Raw genomic sequence first — 19,409 nt, forward strand, 5'->3', positions numbered from 1 at the left:
CCTAGCGCAAGCCGATATCAACCGTAAGCTGATAGGCAACGTAGGATGACGTAACGTAGCTTCCGCCTCGCCCAACATGCCTTGCAACGTCAAGCCCTGTCGTAAGTTCGACCTTCTTGCCAGTTTCTGTATCTGTGAAATCGACACCATGGCTGGCTTTGTACCTGAAACGGCCAGGGTGGGCTCGCTGCAGCTCATCGTCAACGGCTCGATGCAGTGCCGTTCCGAAGATCACTCGCCACATAAAGGCACCACGCCGCTTCGGCAGCGTGAGCTCCTCGGCACTTAGATACCGATTCATCAGCGCATCGGGACTGCCCGCATTCTTCAAGGCTCGATCTGCCGCATCCGCGACCATGTTCGTCGATTCGTTTGGCGTGGCTAATCCATCAGCCTTCACCGTCCACACAATACCCACCGCGGCCGCTACTTCTAGTGAGATGTCGCGACAGTCTGTCGGATAGATCTTGCACATGCGCTCCTCATACTCTTGGAGCATCATTTCCCGCAGACCCGGACTTGCATCCTGCCCCGTGAGCTCACTCCAGGATGAGCCGTACTTTTCGGCCATCTCGCGCCGGATGCGATCCCCGTCCCCTTCCCACGGCTTCACCTTCGGCTTGGTGGGGCGGTGAACCAGATCCTTCGAACCTGTGCCGCATCTCGGCCAGCAACCAGGGCTTTTAGCCTTCCTATCACGGTTACCCTTTTCGTCTCCCATGCGATAGCCAGGGCAACTACTTACAGTTAGGCAGTCGGTGTCGATGAGTCCGCTAGGGTCGCTAAATGTTGTCGGGTTGTGATGTGAGTATGCGTAACCATTCCACTGCTGAGGGTCAGCCGTGTTCATAACCGGGTCGACGGAAATGAAAATGCCGATTGAAGCGTCGTATTCGCGCGCACCAAGGCGCGTTAGTCCGGTGCTGACGTTAAGGGGCTTGTTGAGGAAGCCGCGGTTGTCGGGGTAAGCGGCGGTGGCACCGCGAGGGGCACCATTGGGGGTGTACTGGCGCCAAGTTGCGGTTTGGGCGGTGTTGTTGAGGTACAGGGTTGGAGTGCCATGGGCATCGGTGAGGGCAAAGGTGTAGTTGGTGCCGGTGCCGGTTCGGAGGGCGGTGCCGCCACCAGGGAACGGGTATGAGCGGACACCAGCGACGCCTTGGGTCGCGGTATTGAGGGTGTGTTGTTGACCGTTGGGTAGGTAGAGAGTGACGCTGCCGGGGTCTTTCTGAATGAGCAAGCTGCCAGCCGCGTCGTAAAGGGTGGTGCTGGTGCCGCCAGCACCGGTGACGGAGGTGAGCTGGCCGGCGTTGTTCCAGGCGAGGGTCTGGTTCCCATTGCCTGCATTCCGGGTGGTCATGTTGCCGGCGGTGTCGTATCGGTAGCTAGTGGATCCGGTGTTGGCACCGCTGGTGTTGGTAGAGGTGAGGGTGTGGGGCTGACCCGCACCGTTGCCGTTGTAGATGTAGTCGGTGGTGGTGTCTGTAGGGCCGGCCAGGTTGTGTTGGGTTTGCCTAGTACGGTTGCCGAGGTTGTCAAAGGTCCAGCTGGTCCAGTAGGCGCTGTTGCCGCCGATGGTGTTGCCGACCATGCCGTGGTCGGCGCCGGTGGGAGTGGTGGCGCAGTTGTCGGTGGCGGTCCAGGCTTCCGTGAGACGACGGAGCTGATCGTAGGTGTAGCACTGGGTTTCCGCTGCGGCCCCGTTGAGGCGAGTGCTGGTGTGGCGGGTGACGTTGCCGACGAGGTCGTAGTCGTAGTTCTGCTGGTCGACGTTGCCGGGTGTGGTGGGCGTGCGGGTCACGAGTTGTTGCTTGAGGCGGCCGGTGTGCTCGTCGTAGGTGTTGGTGATGGATGCCTGGTTGGGGGCAGATCCCAGAGTTTGGCTGTTGATGCGGCCGTAAGCGTCTTGGGTGACGGCGTTGAGGTAGCCGTTGAGTCCGCCGAAGTGGTCAACCTGGTCGAAGGCGTCGTAGCCGTAAAGGATGGTTTCGCCTGGCAGGCCACCCCTGTTCGGGTAGATGGTCTTGAGCGGAAGCCCGTTGTTAGTGGTGTAGATGTAACTGAAGATGTAGTCGCCGGCGAGGCCACCCTCGGCCTCGGGGATCGTGACGGTCTGCCCGGTGGGCTTGCCGAATACGTTGAAGCCCTTCGCCTGGGTCGTGTAGGGCTGACCGTTCCAGAAGGCGGTGGCGGTGGTGAGCTGCCCCTTCGGGTTGGTCATGCTGGCGACGGCATTGTTGGAGTTGTCGTAGAACAGGGCGGTGAGCTGGTTGCTCGCCGCCTGGGCGGTGACGGCGGCCGCATAGCTTGCGGTTTTGCGGTTGAGCGCGTCGTAGGTGAACGACACGGTCTTGCTGCGTGAGTCGGTGGACTCGGTGAGGTTGCCGTTGCCGTCGTAGGTCATATCGGTTGTCTCACCGGCGTCAGGGTCGTCCTTGCTGGTGATCTGGCCGAGCAGGTTGTACTGGGAGGTCCAGGGGTTGCCGGCATTGTCGGTCAGGGTGGACTGGTTTCCGTGGCCGTCGTATCCGTAGGTCGAGGTCAGGGCGGTCCCGCCGGTGGTGGTGAAGGTGCCGGTGAAGGTGTCGGCGGGTGTATTGAGCGTCGGGCGGCTGGTGTACTCGAGGAGTTGGCTCTTGCGGCCAAGGGGGTCGGTGACGGTGGTGGTGACCGTGCCGCCGAGGGGCGGGACGACGGTGGTGCGGTCGCCGTTGTAGACGGTGGTGGTGCTGGAGACGACGAGGTTGTCCTTGGCCTGCTTCACGATGACGGGTCGACCGAGGCCGTCGTAGGTGGTGAAGGTTTGGCTGGGCAGCGTGGAAGGGAGCTTCGGTGCGGTGACCGGGTTGCCGACGGTCGGCGTGGTAGTGGGATCCCACCAGCCGTTGTAGGTCTCTTCAGTCCAGCCCCGGCTGTCGTAGAAGGTGTCGGTGATGAGCCGCCCGCCCTGTGGGGTGACGGTTTGGGTTTGCCGAGGGCGTAGCTGCGCGTCGTAGATGACGATCGACTTGACGTAGCCGTTGAAGTCGTTGGCCCGCTCGGTGGTGGTGGCGGTGATTCCGGTCTTGGAGACGTCGTAGGTGAACTTGTAGTTCGCCGGTGCGGTGGTGGCTCGGGAGTTGAGCCAGACGGCGGTCACCCGCCCGAGGGCGTCGTACTTCTGGTTGGTGGCGACGGTGTTGATGTCGGTGGTGGTGACGGCCAGTCCTCGGCGTGGATTGATCGTCGTGGTCTGGCTGTGGCCGAGCGGCTTGGCGATGGTGGTCGCTGTGGTGAGTCCGACGCTGTTCTCGGTGTAGGTGGTGGTGGTCTTGTTGCCGTTGCCGTCGTAGGTGTCCTTCGCCCGCCCGTAGTTGTCGTAGGTTGCCCGGGCGGTGGTCTGCCATGTGTAGGCGCCGCCGGTGTAGTCGGCTGCCTGCCGGGTCATGGTCACGTTGCCCTTGCTGGGCGATGTGGTCTGCGGGAACGTGGTCGACCAGGACGTGTCGTCGTAGAAGGTGCGGGTGCGGGAGACGACCTTGGCCGGCCGGGGCACCGTCGTCGGGGCGGTGAGGGTGTTGAGGCTGCCGGGTTCGGAGGCGGGTGTACCGGCGGTGTAGCCGGCGCAGGCCACGGAGACGGTCTCGGTATCGCTGAGCAGGCCGACCAGGTTCTTGGTCGTGTTGACCGGCGCGTAGCTGTTCGTAGTGCACTGGTCGTATGCGGTGTTGGCCGGGACGGTGTGGCTGTAGATGGCCTTGACCAGGCCGAAGGTGGGTGAAGAGACGGTTGCGTCGTAGCTCGTGTCGGTCTGGTTCACCCGCCAGGTGGTCGATCCGCCCGAGGTGACGGCTTGCCTGTTCTGCACGAGCACGGGAGCGACCCAGTTCGCGGTCAGGTCCGGCAGCCCGGTCCGTTCGCGGGTGGCTGAGGACGCGGATACCCAGTAGGCGATGATGGTGGAATTGTCCACCGCGCCGCCCTCACCGAGGTACTGGCTGTTCTCCAAGGGCTGTCCGGCGAGTTGGTCGATGTCCTCGTGGGTGCCGCCGGTGGAGTCAGTCAGGGTGACGACCGCGCCGCCGTTGTTGCGGGACATGCCACGGTGGTAGACCGTGGTGGACTTGGTGCGCCGGTCGTTAACGCCGTCGCCGGTGAAGGTCTGGACGGTGCCGTACCCGCGGAACTGCCCGTAGGTGCGGTGCTTCGGCTTGACCAGTTCGTTGTCGTCGTAGTGCCACGCCAGATCGCCGGGGTAGGCGTAGCTGGTGAACGTGCCGCCGGATCCGCCGGTCGGGTCGGTGGCGCTGACGCGGGTGACGGCGTACTTGTTGAACCAGTCGAGGATCGGTGCAGTGAGACCGTCCGGGGTCCACCGGACCGGGTAGCAGGACGTCGTGTTCGTCGCCGGGTTCAGGGTGACCGGCGTGGCGCAGGGTTTGGTCCGCTCGTAGGAGACGGTGATGACCGAGCCGGTCTCGGTGGTGATGCTCTCAAGGCGGTGCCGGTTGAACACCGGGAACCCATCGGTGAGAGCGACACGGTTCTGCAGCCGGATGCTGCCGAAAGACACCGACGGCAGGGATATCGGTGCCGTCGAGCCGCCTGCGGTCGTGTCATTTCCGGTGCGGGTGATCGAGTCCAGCCACAGGGTCGGTGAGGTTCCGTCCTCGGTTGCCGGCATGGTGTGGGTGAGGGCGTAGGAGTCGACGGGCACGTGCTGAGCGCTGCCCGTGTCGTACTGCTTGGTGGTGATCGAGACGAGCCGGACGGTGGAGAAGAACGACGGGCTTCGCGAGGAGCAGGTGGCACCGGATTCGCAGATCAGGTCGAAGGGCACGTCGGGCCAGTTCGCCTTGGTCGCGGCGCTCAAGGGCTTACAGGTGCCTGATAGGCACCGGTCGTCGACGTTGAACACGATCTGGTTCGGGACCGTGCCGAAGGCGTTGCCGGCGGTGAAGCCGTAATCGATGCGCTCGAGGTAGCTGTCCCGGACGTAGGAGTCCATGGTCGCGCCCTGGTTGCGGCCGTAGAAGTTGGTGGCCTGCTTGTAGTAGTAGGCCATGGCGTTGCCGTGGACGTCAGTGACGTAGTCCAGGTTCCACCGGCGTGCCATGGTGCACACCGACGAGGTGAACCCCGCGGACTTATAGCACGGTCCGGACGGGTGCGGCGAGTAGACCGGCACGGTGTCGACCGACTTCGTGGTCGGCTTGCCCGACGTCCAGCCCGGAAGTTGGTTACGGCCGAACTCGTAGACGGTGCCGTCGCGGGTGGTCAGGCGCCAGTAGTCGGTGTCGTGGGTGCCGGATCCGTTGCTAGAGTTCATGACGCGGGTGATGACCTCACCGTTGTCGGACGTCGGCTTCCACACCCGCTTGCCGGCGTCCCAGACGAGCGCGAACGTCGAACCGTTCAGCGACATGTTGAGGATCGGGCCGTCGTAGCAGAGGTCGGTGGTCTTCTTCGGGGAGGCGGTGCCTTCCGGGTCGTCAGCGCAGGAGATGAACGACTGCTCGACGTAGGACTGGGGCGTGGACCAGCCGTCACCCACCCATGAGGCTTGGGCCTGGGTGGAGGCGGTCTGCCCGTCGACGCTGCTGGAGTTGTACGACAGGGCCACATCCGGCACCAGGCCGGTGGCTGCCGGGGGCACGGTGACCGGATAGCTGTAGGTGAACGCGCCGGAGCTACCGCCGCCGCTCCACGACCCGGACGGCTTCAGGTCACTGGCCGCGTAGGTGCCCGCCCCGTTGGCGGTGGTAACCGAGGCCGCGGCCACCGCCAACACCATCGGCGCCGCCGCGCCCGCCGTACGGTCGCTTGAGGATGCACCCGTCAGGGTGACCTCCGCCGACACCGTGCGTGCCTGCGCATCGTTGGTCGACTCCAGCGGCGTGGCGGCCCGGCAGGAGGCCATCTCGGGTGTGGTCAGCGCACAGGCCGGCAGCCGCACCAGCCTCAGTCGGGAGCCGTAGTTGCCGCCGTATGCCTCGGCGAAGCCGGCGTAATCCACACCGACGCGAGCCTTGCCTGATCCCTGCCCCTGCGGATACACGGCCAGCAGCACGCCGGCGACACCCGCCCGCTGCGCCGCTGTCTGGTCCAGCACCCGAACGTCTGCTTGCGGCGGCCCCGCGTACCGACCTCGCGTGGTCGTCGGGCGCACCCACACCGGAGCACTCCCAGCGCGCGCGACCGTCGAGGTGACCCCGCTCGACGCCGATAGCGTCACCGAAGCGACGGAGGCAGCAGGCCACCGCGTCGCGGTGGGCGTGTAGCTGCCCTTGGCCGCATTCCGTGGGGTGGTGAAGTGCGACGGGATCGGCTTGACACCCTTGACGGCGCGTCCCGGGAACGGCTTCGGCGGCGCGGTCGGCTGCTGCGCGGCGTAGGCGGGCACCCACGACCCGGCGATGACGCAGGTCATCGTGATGCACGCAGCAAGAACTCCGCGCAGTCGCCTGCGTGCCTGCGCGCGCTCAAGACTCGGCACAGTCATCGCCACCTCACTCGGTCAACGGAAATCGCCGGACATCCATGGCTGAGACGTCCGCACGGACTCTCGCACGCAAGGTCAACTTCCCGACGACCCTCAAGATCACGGTAAGGTAACGATCAGACTCTCCCGGTTTGACCAAAGGGACCTCACCCACCGACAACGCCGCAATTTACCTCGATCAACTGGTTCCCCCACCGCCACAAGGACGCCTAAGGTCGGCCTCCGACAAGCACAGGATCCCGACGGGGAACAAAGGCGGTTGACTGAATGCTCACGACTCCTGGCCGCACCACGCGCGCACGCGCGATATCGGTGCTGGCCGCAGCAGGCCTGCTCATGACGGCGGCGGCCACACCGGCGGCGGCGGATGAGCCTCCCTTGCCGGCTCCACCGCAGCCGGTAACGTCGGGGCGGTTGACGGTCGACCAAGCCGTGGCGCAGGCGCGCGCATCGGGCCAGCCGGTCGAGGCAACGGGCGCGGCTACGGCGACGGAAACGGTGATCGGCAACCCGGACGGCACGGTCACCGTCAGCCGTTCGGCTCTGCCGCAGCGCAAGCGGGTCGGCGAGACGTGGCAACCGCTGGACGCGACACTGGTGCGCAACAGCGACGGCACCTGGTCCTCGGCCGTCGGCTACGGCCAGGTGCGCCTGTCCGGGGGCGGCAGCGGCCCGCTGGCCACGATCGGCGACTCGGGCTTGTCGATGTCGCTGACGGCTCCGATGCCGTTACCCGAACCGACGGTATCCGGCCCGACCGCCACCTACACCAACGTACTGCCCGACGTGGATCTGCAGGTCACCGCCGACGCCCGAGGCGCGTTCTCCGAGGTCTTCGTCGTTCATACACCCGAAGCCGCCGCCAACCCGGCGCTCGCCAACCTGTCCATGGGCACGAAGACCACCGGAATCACCCTGTCCACGGACAGCACCGGCAACATCACCGGCACCGACCGCAGTCGGCAGGTCGTCCTGACCGCTCCGGCGCCGCTGATGTGGGACTCCACCACCGCAGCCCCGTCCTCCAGCAGCAAGACAACGGCCGCGGCAGACCGCAGCGGCAGCCGCATCACCTCGACCAGCGCCGGGCCCGCACCGACCGCGCGGACCGCACGGATCCGCACCACCCTGGCCCGCGGCAAGATCCGCCTGACCCCGGACAAGGCACTGCTCACCGGACCGAAAACGGTATATCCGGTGTTCATCGATCCCACGTTCACCTGGTCGTCGTCCGGTTCGGACAATGACGGCTGGACGACGGTGGCCAAGCAGTACCCGAGCACGAACTACTGGAAGAAGACACCCGACCCGTACGGACGCATGCAGGTCGGCAACGCCGGATCGATCCTGTCCCGCACGTTCATCAACTTCCCGATCTCCACTTCGGTGCTGGCCGGGGCCACCATCAACACCGCCACACTCAAGATCACCGAAACGTACGCCTACTCGTGCAACGCCCGCAGGGTCGACCTCTACGCCCCCGCCACGACACTGACTGCGTCGAACGCCACCTGGAACTACTGGAGCGGGCAGAGCCTCGGCTCCGTCGTCAGTCACCAGACCGTCGCCTACGGCTACAACTCCTCCTGCCCCGCCAACGGCGTCGCCTTCGATGTCAAGAGCACCATCCAGGCCAACGTATCGGCAGGCAAGAAGCTCCAGACGTTCGCGCTACGCGCCAACGACGAAACCGACACCTTCAGCTGGAAAGAGTTCCTCGAGACCAGCCCCACCCTGGCCATCACCTACAACCACAAGCCGAACAAGCCCTCCGGCCTGACCACCTCCCCCGCCACCTCCTGCACCACCCTCATCACCATCGGCGACGGCAACGTGACGCTGTACGCGCCGGTGTCCGACCGGAACGGCGGGGTCCTCGGCGTCCGGTTCGAGCTGTGGAAGACCAGCGCACCCGGGACCATTCTCGTCACCTCCGACCCCAATCTGCTCACGTACGGCTCCGGGTCCACCGCCGTACGCAAGGTCAGCGTCGACACGCTGCGCGCCGCAGCGGGCGGAGCCATCACCCAGTTCTCCTGGCGCGCCCAAGCCACCGACTTCAACCAGACCAGCGAATGGTCGAGCACCTGCAGCTTCAAGTTCGACCCCACCCGCACCGGCGCCCCGGACCTGCCCACCCCCGCCGAGGGCAGCACCCAGATCGGCAAGTCCTTTCCCATCACCATCTCGCCGCCGACCACCGGAACGACGCCGAGCGGCTACCTGTACCAGCTCAACGCCGGCCCACCCAGCAACCTGCCCGCCACCAACGGCAGCCTCACCATCAACATCACCCCGACCCGCTTCACCAACTCCCTGACCGTCACCAGCCTGTCCCCCGGCGGCAACATCGGCGACAACGCGGTGGTCACCTTCAACTCGACACCGGCCGCCTACGCCGCAGACGGCGACTTCACCGGTGACGGCAACGCCGACCTGGTCACCGCCGGCGCCAAGAACAGCCTCGCACCAGGCCTGTGGCTCGGCGCCGGGGCCGGAATCTCCGGCGTCAACCGAATCGGCATCAACATCGGTGCCAAGGGCAACGGTGTGTTCCTGACCGGACGCCCGACCGACTTCAACGGCGCGCAGATCCTGTCCGGACGGTTCGGCGGCCAAGGCTTGCAGGACGTCCTCGCCTACTACCCCACCGGCACTCACGCCGGGGAAGCGGTCATCCTGCGGGGCAACGGCGACGGCTCCACCATCCAGGCACAACTCGACGGCACCTACACCGGCATCAACGCCGGCACGTTCATCGACAACCAGGGCCTCAACCCAGTACAGCTCGTCAATGCCGGCCACGGTCGCGGCCTCGCCTACCCCGACCTGATCGGCATCGCCGGCGACGCCAACGGCTATTACCTGAACTACTACCCCAACTTCGACGGTATCGGCGGCTACGGCCAGGTCGACACCCTCGCCGCGCAAGCCACCCCGACCGGCGGCTACGACTGGAACGCCTGGACCATCACCTCCGCCCAGACTCCCACCGGCACCGGCCTGTTCCTCTGGCAGGCCACCACCGGCAAGCTCTACCTCTGGAACAACCTGCGCTACGACAACGACGGCACCTACACCCTGCATTACACCCAGCACCTGCTCAACGGCAGCTGGAACGCGGGTAAGTCCCTGACCCTGCAGGGCGGTGACATCGACGGCGACGGCACCGGGGACCTTTGGAGCATCGACGCGTCCGGCACGGTGACACCATGGCTCGTCACCGGCCTCACCACCGACGTCGGAGTCATCACCGCCTCCACCAACCGAACGTTGATCACTGCCGATCACGCCTGGCCCTTCAACAACGCCGACGGCGGACCCGTCAGTGGCAGCAACGTCGCCACCGACGACGTCAGCACCCTGCCCGCCACCGGGGCGGGCAACGCCGCGTGGAACAGCGGCGACGTGTTCAGCCCCAACGTCACCCTCGACGGCACCAACAGCACCCTCACCACGGCCGGGCCGGCCGTTGCCACCAACGCCGACTACACCCTCAACGTCTGGGTCAAACCCAACGCCACCGGCGGCACCGTCATCTCCCAGGACGGCGTCAACACCGCAGGATTCAGGCTCTGGGCCGAAGCCTCCGACGCCAGCTGGCGAGTCGGCATGCCCCGCACCGACGCCACCACCGCAACCTGGGACACCGCCGCAGCCGCGGCCGGCAGTGTGCAAATCGGCGTCTGGACCCGCCTCACCATCTCCTACCAGAGCACATCCGGACGACTCGGCCTCTACGTCAACGACGTCAACGTCGCCACCGCAGTCCACCCCAACGGATGGAACGCCACCGGCCCACTCCGCATCGGCGCGCACAAAAACGGAACAGCCAGCTACACCGGCTACCTCCCTGGCCAGATCAGCGAAACCCTCGCCTGGAAGAGCAACGTCAGCCCTGCCCAACCCATCCCAGCCGGCCCTCAACGCGACTTCAACAGCGACGGCTACCCCGATGTCATGGCCCGTTACAGCCCGAACAAGAACATCTTCCTCTACAAGGGCAACGGGGCCATGTTCAACCCCAGCTACACCACCATCGGATCCGCCTGGTCAGGATTCGACATCATCTTCTCCCCCGGCGACTTCGACGGCGACGGCATCACCGACGTCATCGCCCGCTACACCCCCACCAAGGAGCTCTACCTCTACCGAGGCACCGGAAGAGGAAACTTTAAAACCGGGTACACCGTCATCACCTCCAGCATGGCCGCCTTCGACACCATCTTCTCCCCCGGCGACTTCGACAGCGACGGAGACGCCGACATCATCGCCCGCCACAGCACCACCAAGGAGCTCTACCTCTACCAAGGCCTCGGCGACGGACGAGTCCAAAGCGGCTCCACCGTCATCAGCTCCAGCTTCGCCGCATTCGACAAAATCTTCTCCCCCGGCGACTTCGACGGCGACGGCCACCCCGACATCATCGCCCGCATCAAAACCACCAAGGACCTCTACCTCTACCGAGGAAGCGGCAGCGGACGGATCGTCTCCGGCTACACCACCGTCGGCTTCAACTGGGGCAGCTTCAACCACATCTTCTCCGTCGGCGACTTCAACATGGACGGCAACACCGACGTCATCGGCCGCTACAGCCCCACCGGCGACCTCTACCTCTACCAAGGCAACGGCACCGGCCGATTCAAACCCAGCTACACCATCATCGGATCCGACTGGTCAGCATTCGACCTCATCTTCTAACTGAACCTCAAACCCGGCACGCCCGATGAGATCGGGGCCCGCCAGACGATCGAGGGGTGGACCGCCGAACACGCGGCCACCCCTCGACCGATTCCCTGCCATTCACCAAACCCGCCCACGGACAACCCGAACGGGCAGATCCGAACCCCACGGTTCGTCGGCCCGCCTCGTCCTCGCCGCAGCCCGCCGAACCCGCAAGCAGCTCAAGGAGAAAGCCCGCACGAACCGACCCAACCGCCAGCCGCGAGCAGGTGCCCCCAACCCGACCACTCCTGCCACCTGCGGTTCCCGGTCCCCGGGCCCCGACCCAGCACGGCCAGATGGAGGTTAGACACACCAGGACGAGAGGAAGAAGGCACCATGCCGCAACAGCGGTCGGGCATCGAGGGGCTGTCTCGCTAACGGTGTTTCCGGCGATCTTGGTTAGTAAGTTTCAGCGGCTGGGAAGCGGTCGCTGAAGGTGATGGCGAAGGCGTTCAACGCGGGTTTCCAGCGCATCGTCCATCGGGTTCTGCCTGCTCCAGTGGGGTCCAGGGACCTTGTCACCAGGTACAGACACTTCAACGCGGCCTGCTCGTTCGGGAAGTGGCCGCGGGCCTTGACCGCCCGCCGGTAGCGGGCATTGAGCGACTCGATCGCGTTGGTGGAGCAGATGACTGTGCGGATTTCCAGGTCGTAGTCCAGGAACGGGATGAACTCGGCCCAGGCGTTGTCCCACAGCCGGATCACCGCCGGATACCGGCCGCCCCACTTGTTGGCCAGGTCGTCGAACGCCGCCCGGGCGGCGTCGGCGTTGACGGCCGTGTAGATCGGCTTGATGTCCCGCTTGAGCTCGTCCCAGTACTTGCGGGAGGTGAGCCGGAAGGTGTTGCGGATCAGGTGGATCACGCAGGTCTGCACCACCGTCTGGGGCCACACGTTCGTCACGACCTCGGGCAGGCCCTTGAGACCGTCACAGACGAGGAAGAACACGTCTTTGACGCCCCGGTTGCGCAGGTCGGTCAGCACGCTCATCCAGAACTTCGCGCCCTCACCGCCAGCGCCGGCCCACAAGCCCAGGATGTCCTTCTCCCCGTCGAGGGTGACGCCGATCGCGGCGTAGAACGGCCGGTTGGCGACCTGCCCGTCGCGCACCTTGACCACGATGGCGTCGATGAACACGGCGGCGTAGATGGCGTCGAGAGGTCGGTGGGACCAGTCGGTCATCTCCTCGATGACCTTGTCGGTGATCCGGGAGATCGTCTCCTTTGACACCGAAGCCCCGTAGATCTCGGCGAAGTGCGCCGAGATCTCCCCGGTCGTCAGGCCTTTGGCATACAGCGACAACACGACCTCGTCGACCCCTGACAGGCGCCGCTGCCGCTTGCGCACGATCTGCGGCTCAAAGGTGCCTGCCCTGTCCCGCGGCACGTCGATCTGCACCGGCCCGTTGGCCTCGGTCAACACGGTCTTCGACCGGGTGCCGTTGCGGATGTTGCCCGAACCAACACCGGCCTGGTCGTGCTTCTCGTAGCCGAGGTGCTCGGTCATCTCCTCGTTCAGCGCGGTCTCCAGGACCGTCTTGGTCAGCTGCTTCAGCAGCCCGTCCGGACCGGTCAGGGACAGCCCTTGCTCCTTGGCTGCCCGGACCAGCTCGGCGGCGGCCTTCGCCTCCGCCGACGGCTCGGGCCGCTTCCTGCGTCCGGTCTGGTCGTTCAGTGTCGCGGTCATCACGGCGCCCTCCTCACCAGGCACAACGCCCGGCAGGTCAGGCCGGAAACACCGTTAGATCCACACTCCCGGCATCGACCGCTCGCGGCCCACGGGAGCCAGCCGGATCAGGCCGTGTTGTTCGAGGGGCTTCAGGTGAGGGGTCGATCGGGGGGAGCCGAATCCGACCGGGAAGCTGGAGAAGTCTGTTGACGAGTGGGGGTGGATGCTCGGATGCCTCTGCATCAATCAAACAGATCATTCTCGGATTCAGGGATGCGCCCGGGCTCGACGGTCGGGGACCATACGACGTGCGCGTGAGCAAGCTGGTGATCGACTCCTTCCGCGGCTTCAGGTCCTTCGAGCTGCGGTGCCCTGGTCATGTTGTTCTGTCCGGCGTCCCCCGTGCGGGCCGCTCGGACGTCATCTCGGCGCTCGCGCGCGTACTGCTCCCCGAGTCGTCGCGCACCAGTTCGACCATGTCGGACTTGTGGCAGACGACGGTCACCGCTGCCGCGACTGGCGTCGAGCCGGGGACAGAGGATGAGAGCAGCGACGGCCAGCCGTCGGCTGCAGCACAGCGCCTCTCGTTGGTCGAGCCGCAACCCTACGCGAACGTCGAGGTCACGCTGACGGACCTGGACCCGGAGCTCGAGCAGCTGTTCGAGGGCTTCCTGGAACGCTGTGGCCCGGACGGCTGCGCGGTGCCAGAGGACCAGGCCCTGCCTGGCGCTCCTTGGTGTGTCCGCCTGGCCTACCGGCTCATGTACGACCGCGACGTTGAGGCATTGGAACAATTCGTCTACTACCCGCTGGCGTCGAACCCTACGGCGGGTAAGTACACGCGGGTGCCGGCCTCGACTCGGCGCGCTCTGCCGGTCGTGATGCTGAACGCCGGGCGGCCCTTGCAGCTTCGTGCGGGTTCCCCGCTGCGGCGAGTCATCGACGAGCTGGACCCAGCCGCAGCGGCAGGTGCCTTTGACGTGCTCCGCGCGCGTGTCACCGATGCAGCGGAGGAACTCGCTGGTCACGACGCGGTAGCGCAAGCCGTGGGCGTGGCGCTGGCCAGCGGCGGTGTGGGTGCCTGCCTCGCGGGCACGCCGGTTGACACCGCGCAGGTGGGTTTCCGCGCCGACGACGGCACGGCGGAGGCGATGCTGAGGTCGCTGCAACCCACCCTGAACCTGGATGCTGCCGGTCCATTGACCTTGGCGAGCCATGGCAGCACCGCTGGGGCCATGCTCGCTGTCGCGGAGGCGATCATGTTGGCGACCGCGCCTGGCGCGGTCATTCTCGCCGACGACTTCGGTGACCAGCTCGACACGGCTAACGCCGAGCACCTGGCCGCCCGGCTGCGCGCCAGCGCCGGACAATTGTGGTTGTCGACGCGCCGGCCCGAGGTCGCCCGAGCATTCGATCCGGAGGAACTCGTCCGGCTGACCCGGCACGGCGGCGACCGGGCCTGGCACCGCTTGAAACGCCCATCGGACCGGGGAGGCATCCGGGCCATGCGGCAGCTTCACACCCAGCTGCTGCCAGCGTTAACCTCCCCGACGGTCGCGATCACCGAAGGCCCTCACGACCTCGTCGTCTACGGGACGGTGGATCGGCAGCGGCTGCCCGCTGCCGCGCCGCTCTCGGCAGCGGGTGTGCGTCTCGTCGCGGCGGGAACCGGCCAAGACGGTGGCATCGGCGAGATCCCCGTCGTCGCCGACCTCGCTCGCAGCCTCGGTTTCCGCGTCATCGCCATGATCGACCGTGACAAGGCCGAAGAACAGACCATCAAACAACTCGAAGCGAGCTGCGACGTGGTGGTGCGCCTTCCGCCGAAGACCGCGATCGAGGGCGCGCTGTTGGCCGGCGCCGACATCGTTAAGGTCCGGGCGGCGAGCGCCACCCTCACGGCCTTCCTCAGCCAGGACCCGGCCGACGGCGTACCAGACGCAAAGGTCGTCGACGCCCTGAAGCGCTCGCTGCACAAGAAGTCGCTGCACGAGCCGTTCCTCGATGCGCTAGTCGAGGAGACAAAGACTCCTCCGCCGATGATCGTGGACGTGCTCAACCATGTCGCCGCCGCAGCCTCGTCCTCATACAGCGGCCCTGCGGTCATCGACATCCCGCCCATTCCGTCCAGCGCGACAGGCCCGTCGTGACGTACAAGCCAAGTGACGAGCAGCAGGCGGTGATCGACTCGACCGCGCCCGTCGTCCTCGTGCTCGCCGGAGCAGGCACTGGTAAAACCAGCACCGCCGCAGCCGCCGCCGGAAACTTTTTGCAGCGCGCTGATGCTCACCGGTCGATCTTGCGCCGTGACGCCGTTCTTGCCGGGCGGCGTACACGCCTCCCGGCGCAAGCCCGGGTGCTGTTCCTGTCGTTCTCCCGCACCGCTGTAGCGCAGGTGATTGACCGCGCCGCCGGGGTCATCGGCCCATACCTAGACCGCATCGACGTGTCGACGTTCCACGGCTTCGCCTGGCGGGTCATCAACGACTTCGGCCAATACCACGGCTACCCAGCGCCGCAGCAGATCCTCAGCGCCGCCGAAGCGATCGTTCCCGGAGGTCCGGCTGGCCTCACCTACGGCCAGCTCATGCCGGCCGCGAGTGCTCTGCTGCGTATCCCAGAGATCGCGGCTTACTACGCGGCCAGGTACGGGCTGGTCATCTGCGACGAGTTCCAAGACACCGACGACACCGAGTGGGCGTTCCTCCAGCTCATCGCGCCCCAATCGCGCCGGATCTTCCTCGGCGACCTCAACCAGGCGATCTTCACCGGCATGAAGAACACCGACCCCGCCCGCCGCAAGGCATTGGCAGAGGCGCTTCCCGGCGCGATTAGGCTCTCGCTGCCCGCAGCCAGCCACCGCGATCCCACCGGGATCCTGCCCGCAGCCGCCGACGCAGCCCGAGAACGGAACTTCGACCACCCCGCCATTGGTGAGGCGGTCCGCACCGGCCGTCTCACCGTCACCCGCTGCACTCCAACCGACTACAACGAGCGGATCGTCGCGCTGATCCGCGCTGCCCGCACCCAGCAACACACCGTCAACGTCTTCACTCACACCATCATCGCCACAAGCCTGCTGTCCGACACGCTGGCCAAGCACGGTATCCCGCACGAACAGGTCGGCTTCACCGAGGCGTACGGCGAGGCAATCGCGGCCCAGCACGCGCTTCTACGGTTCGCACTCAACATTCCCGGTGCCAGCGTGCGCCGCGCACTCGCCGTCTACATCGCCGCCAATACCAAAGTCAAAGGCGGCGGACTGGCCCCGCTCGCTCAGCAGATGCTCGACAAGACCAACCTCGCTCTTGAAGCAGCCCTTCGCGCCCTGGCCCTCGAGCTGCGCCAGGCCGGCACCTGTGAAGGAGGACCGGAGTACGCCCGGCTCGCGGACCTCATCGCCAGCTCGTACGCCCGCGTCGGCATGTTCCGAGGCGAAGAGACATGGGCCTGTGCCGTGCCACAAACCCGATCCGCGATCCGCCAGCTCCAGGCAGGACTACCGTACGAGGATGTCGCAGAAACACTCGCCGCAGCGCGCGCTGGCGTCCTCGTAGGAGCAGGAAGCCAACGTCCCCGCCCCATCCAGGTCATGAACCTGCACCAGACCAAAGGCCGCGAAGCCGACACCACCATCCTGCTACTACAGGGGGACGAGTACCACGGCGGCGAGGGGGAACCCTTCCCCTCCGGTTCCAAACTCCTCTATGTGGTCATGACCAGAGCCCGCCAGAATGCCCATATCATCGTCCCCGCCACTCCCCATCCGCTGTGGCGGCCGCTTGTCGAGCGGTGTGGAGCCGCATAACCCTTCCCGCGGCTGAGGCGACCGCGATCCTGCTGCCTCCCGCTCTCTGGTCAATGAGGAGCTGACAATCCCCACCTAGCAGGACCGTGAACAAGCGTTCCAGGCATCAGCTGGCTTGGCCGTCGAACCCAGAGGCCGAGCGGGTCGGCTTGTCGAACTCCAGTTGCTGCTGCGGGAGGGCCGATCAACGCCAGCCCGGCCATGAGGGGAGGCGGCCCAACCAAGGGCGCAAGCGCCGTGCTCCCAATCTGCTCCCAATTTAAGGGGCAACTGCGGGGAAGCCCGTTACCGGTGATTCCGGTAACGGGCTTCCTACCTGCGTATATTCATGGTGGGCGATACTGGGATCGAACCAGTGACCTCTTCGGTGTGAACGAAGCGCTCTCCCGCTGAGCTAATCGCCCTCAGCGCGCATGACTCTACCCGATCACCCGCCTGGACCAAAAACCGGGCCTCAGTGCGTCGCGAGGTAGTGCAGCGCCTCCGCCACCACGTCGATGCCGAAGCTGTACTTGAGCGACAGCCACACCACCACGGACACGAACGCGAGCCCGACCGCCCCGAGCACGAACCGCACGCCCAGCGACTGGTCCTTCACCCAGCGCGTCCAGGAGTTGACGTGCCGGCGGGTGAACGCGAGCAGCCGTCGCGCCCAGTGGAACTCGACAGCCCAGACGCCGAGGCCGGCGATGACCAGCAGCCAGCCGGGCCCGGGCAGCGGGATCAGCGCGACACCGACTGTGACCACGATGGCGCCGAGGATGCCGATGAAGATCTTCAGGGCGACGCGGCCGGTGGGGTTGGCACGGATGAGGTCGAGCGTGGTGTGCAGGCGTCCCCGCCAGCCCCGTCGCCGCCGGCGCTGCTCCATGAGAGCGCCTTGCGACCGCCCTTCCACCGGCACCTCGTACCCCCGACTTTCGGCTGCTCGGGCCGCACCTTTCGGCGATTCGGCCGTGGTCCGCGACGTCACCGAGGAGCCCCTCGTGACCATTTCCACCCCCAGTGTCGCGCGGGACCGTCACCCCTGCTCACGACTGGACGTTACCGGAGTAAGTCGACGACTGAACCACCCGTTGCCGGGCGGAACGACGGAGTGGGCGGAACCGGAAATTCTACGCGGGGCCACGCGGTCCCGGGGGCTTTCGGAACCCCTTCCCACCACTGGGTGAAGTCAGCGTATGGCGGAGCGTAGCCAGGAGCAGCACCTGAGTATGGGAAAAGCGGGACACGCGCGTTCCGCAGCGGTGCCGGGGGGAGAACGTCCATGAGTGTCATCCGACCGACGACCGTAGAGGTCGAGACGTCGCTAAGGCTCGTCGCGCCTGACGCCACCGCCTTGCCGGTGCGTGCCAGTCTGCGTTACGACCCTGCTGACCCGTATGCGGTCCATGTCCTGTTCCATGCCGAGTCCGCCGGCGGCGAGGCGGTGAGCTGGTCGTTCGCTCGCGAACTGCTGGTCACCGGGCTCGACGAGCCGGCCGGCATCGGTGATGTGCGGGTCTGGCCGTGGGCCACCCCGCGCGGCGACTTCGTCGCGCTGGCGCTGTCGTCGCCGGACGGCAACGCCCTGTTCGAGGTTCCGCGCAGCGTGCTGGTGCGCTTCCTGCGCCGGACCTACGTCGTCGTCCCACGCGGCCGCGAGGCCGAGCACCTGGACGTCGACACCGCGGTGAACCGGCTGCTGGCCGGTCGCTGACACGGCGACACCCGGGGCCGCGCGGATCTGCCGAGTCCGCGCGGCCCCGGCCCGTCTCCAACCCGGGGGTACGCGTCAGCCGCGCGTGGTGATCCCGCCGTCGACCGGGATGACCGCTCCGGTCAGGTATGCGCCCGCCCGCGACGCCAGGTAGATCGCGGTGCCCGCCATGTCCTCGGGGCGGCCGATCCGGCCCAGCGGCACCTGCTGCTCGATGGCCGCGCGCGAGTCCGGGTCGTCCAGCGCGAACGCCATCATCTTGCTCTCGAACGGTCCGGGCGCGATCGCGTTGACTGTGATCTGCTCGCCGGCGAGCTGGTGGGCGAGGCCGCGGGTGAGCATGTGCACCGCCGCCTTGGTGGCCGAATACGCGTACACCTCCATCCACGGCACCCGGATGCCGTCGATCGACCCGATGTTGATCACGCGGGCCGGGTCGTCGGCGCCTGCTGCGGCGCGCAGTTGCGGCAGCAGCGCGGTGGTGAGCCGGAAGACGGCCTTGACGTTGACAGCCCAGAGCTTGTCGAAGGCGCCCTCCGGGTACTCCTCCAGCGGCGCACCCCAGGTGGCGCCGGCGTTGTTGACCAGCACGTGGAGCCGGTCGTGGCGCTCCCGCACGGCCTCGGCGAGCGCCAGCGCGCCCGCGTCGCTGCCCAGGTCGGCGGGGATCGCCTCGCAGTGGCCCTCGGCGGACAGTTCCTTGGCGACCGACTCGCACACGTCCGCCTTGCGCGAGGAGATGATCACCCGGGCGCCGGCCCGGACGAAGCCCCGCGCGATCATCAGCCCGATCCCGCGTGAGCCGCCGGTGACCAGGACCGTCTTGCCGTCGACCGAGAACAGATCCGTCATGCCCATCCCATCGCCGTCTTCCGGCCGCGGGCCGGTCGGCCGGGGCCGCGTGGCCGGGTGCGGAGCGCACGCCGGCCCGGGTCTTACCGATCGGTAACCTAACCGTCCGGCTCGGCTGCCGACAAGAGCGGCCCGAGCGGGTGAAACCGTCGAGATGCAACGTGCGCGCGGGCCGG

Annotated in this window: 8 protein-coding genes and 1 tRNA gene; 4 read left to right on the top strand and 5 right to left on the bottom strand. The window is 66.5% G+C overall.

Features of this window, described 5'->3' with window-relative positions; all coding sequences use genetic code 11:
- Nucleotide 1 precedes the first annotated feature (1 nt).
- Nucleotides 2-6,481 (bottom strand): RHS repeat-associated core domain-containing protein, encoded by a 6,480-nt coding sequence (locus tag BFV98_RS10655; RefSeq protein ID WP_083395365.1) that lies wholly within the window; start codon nt 6,479-6,481, stop codon nt 2-4.
- 267 nt (nt 6,482-6,748) lie between these two features.
- Here BFV98_RS10655 and BFV98_RS10660 point away from each other — a divergent pair, with 267 nt between their 5' ends.
- Complete coding sequence (locus BFV98_RS10660; RefSeq protein ID WP_143025324.1) at nt 6,749-11,182, top strand: FG-GAP-like repeat-containing protein; 4,434 nt, start codon at nt 6,749-6,751, stop codon at nt 11,180-11,182.
- Between the two features lie 423 nt (nt 11,183-11,605).
- Here BFV98_RS10660 and BFV98_RS10665 read toward each other — a convergent pair whose 3' ends face one another.
- Nucleotides 11,606-12,892, bottom strand: a complete 1,287-nt coding sequence (locus BFV98_RS10665) for an IS256 family transposase (protein ID WP_071096112.1) — start codon at nt 12,890-12,892, stop codon at nt 11,606-11,608.
- A 296-nt stretch (nt 12,893-13,188) separates the two neighbouring features.
- Between BFV98_RS10665 and BFV98_RS10670 the strand changes: the two genes are divergently transcribed.
- The gene (locus tag BFV98_RS10670) at nt 13,189-15,024 is read left to right on the top strand and encodes a hypothetical protein (RefSeq protein ID WP_218128562.1); all 1,836 of its coding nucleotides are present in this window, start codon (nt 13,189-13,191) and stop codon (nt 15,022-15,024) included.
- Nucleotides 15,021-16,682: a UvrD-helicase domain-containing protein gene (locus tag BFV98_RS10675; protein ID WP_071096113.1), complete on the top strand. Its 1,662-nt coding sequence runs from the start codon at nt 15,021-15,023 to the stop codon at nt 16,680-16,682. Before BFV98_RS10670 ends, BFV98_RS10675 begins: the two co-directional genes overlap by 4 nt.
- 329 nt (nt 16,683-17,011) lie before the next feature.
- On the opposite strand, the gene BFV98_RS10680 is transcribed toward BFV98_RS10675, so the two are convergent.
- Both BFV98_RS10680 and BFV98_RS10685 read right to left on the bottom strand, forming a co-directional pair.
- Nucleotides 17,012-17,086: transfer RNA gene (locus BFV98_RS10680), tRNA-Val, on the bottom strand.
- 50 nt (nt 17,087-17,136) lie between these two features.
- A complete protein-coding gene (locus BFV98_RS10685) occupies nt 17,137-17,676 on the bottom strand; it encodes a TIGR02611 family protein (RefSeq protein WP_176921765.1) in 540 nt (179 codons plus the stop codon).
- A 273-nt stretch (nt 17,677-17,949) separates the two neighbouring features.
- On the opposite strand from BFV98_RS10685, the gene BFV98_RS10690 reads away from it, so the two are divergent.
- Complete coding sequence (locus BFV98_RS10690) at nt 17,950-18,381, top strand: SsgA family sporulation/cell division regulator (protein WP_007457244.1); 432 nt, start codon at nt 17,950-17,952, stop codon at nt 18,379-18,381.
- 75 nt (nt 18,382-18,456) lie between these two features.
- Here the strand turns inward: BFV98_RS10690 and BFV98_RS10695 are convergent, their stop codons facing one another.
- Nucleotides 18,457-19,233 (bottom strand): glucose 1-dehydrogenase, encoded by a 777-nt coding sequence (locus BFV98_RS10695; RefSeq protein WP_013474586.1) that lies wholly within the window; start codon nt 19,231-19,233, stop codon nt 18,457-18,459.
- Nucleotides 19,234-19,409 lie beyond the last annotated feature (176 nt).

Source organism: Micromonospora sp. WMMB235, from assembly GCF_001855515.1.
GTDB lineage: Bacteria > Actinomycetota > Actinomycetes > Mycobacteriales > Micromonosporaceae > Micromonospora > Micromonospora aurantiaca.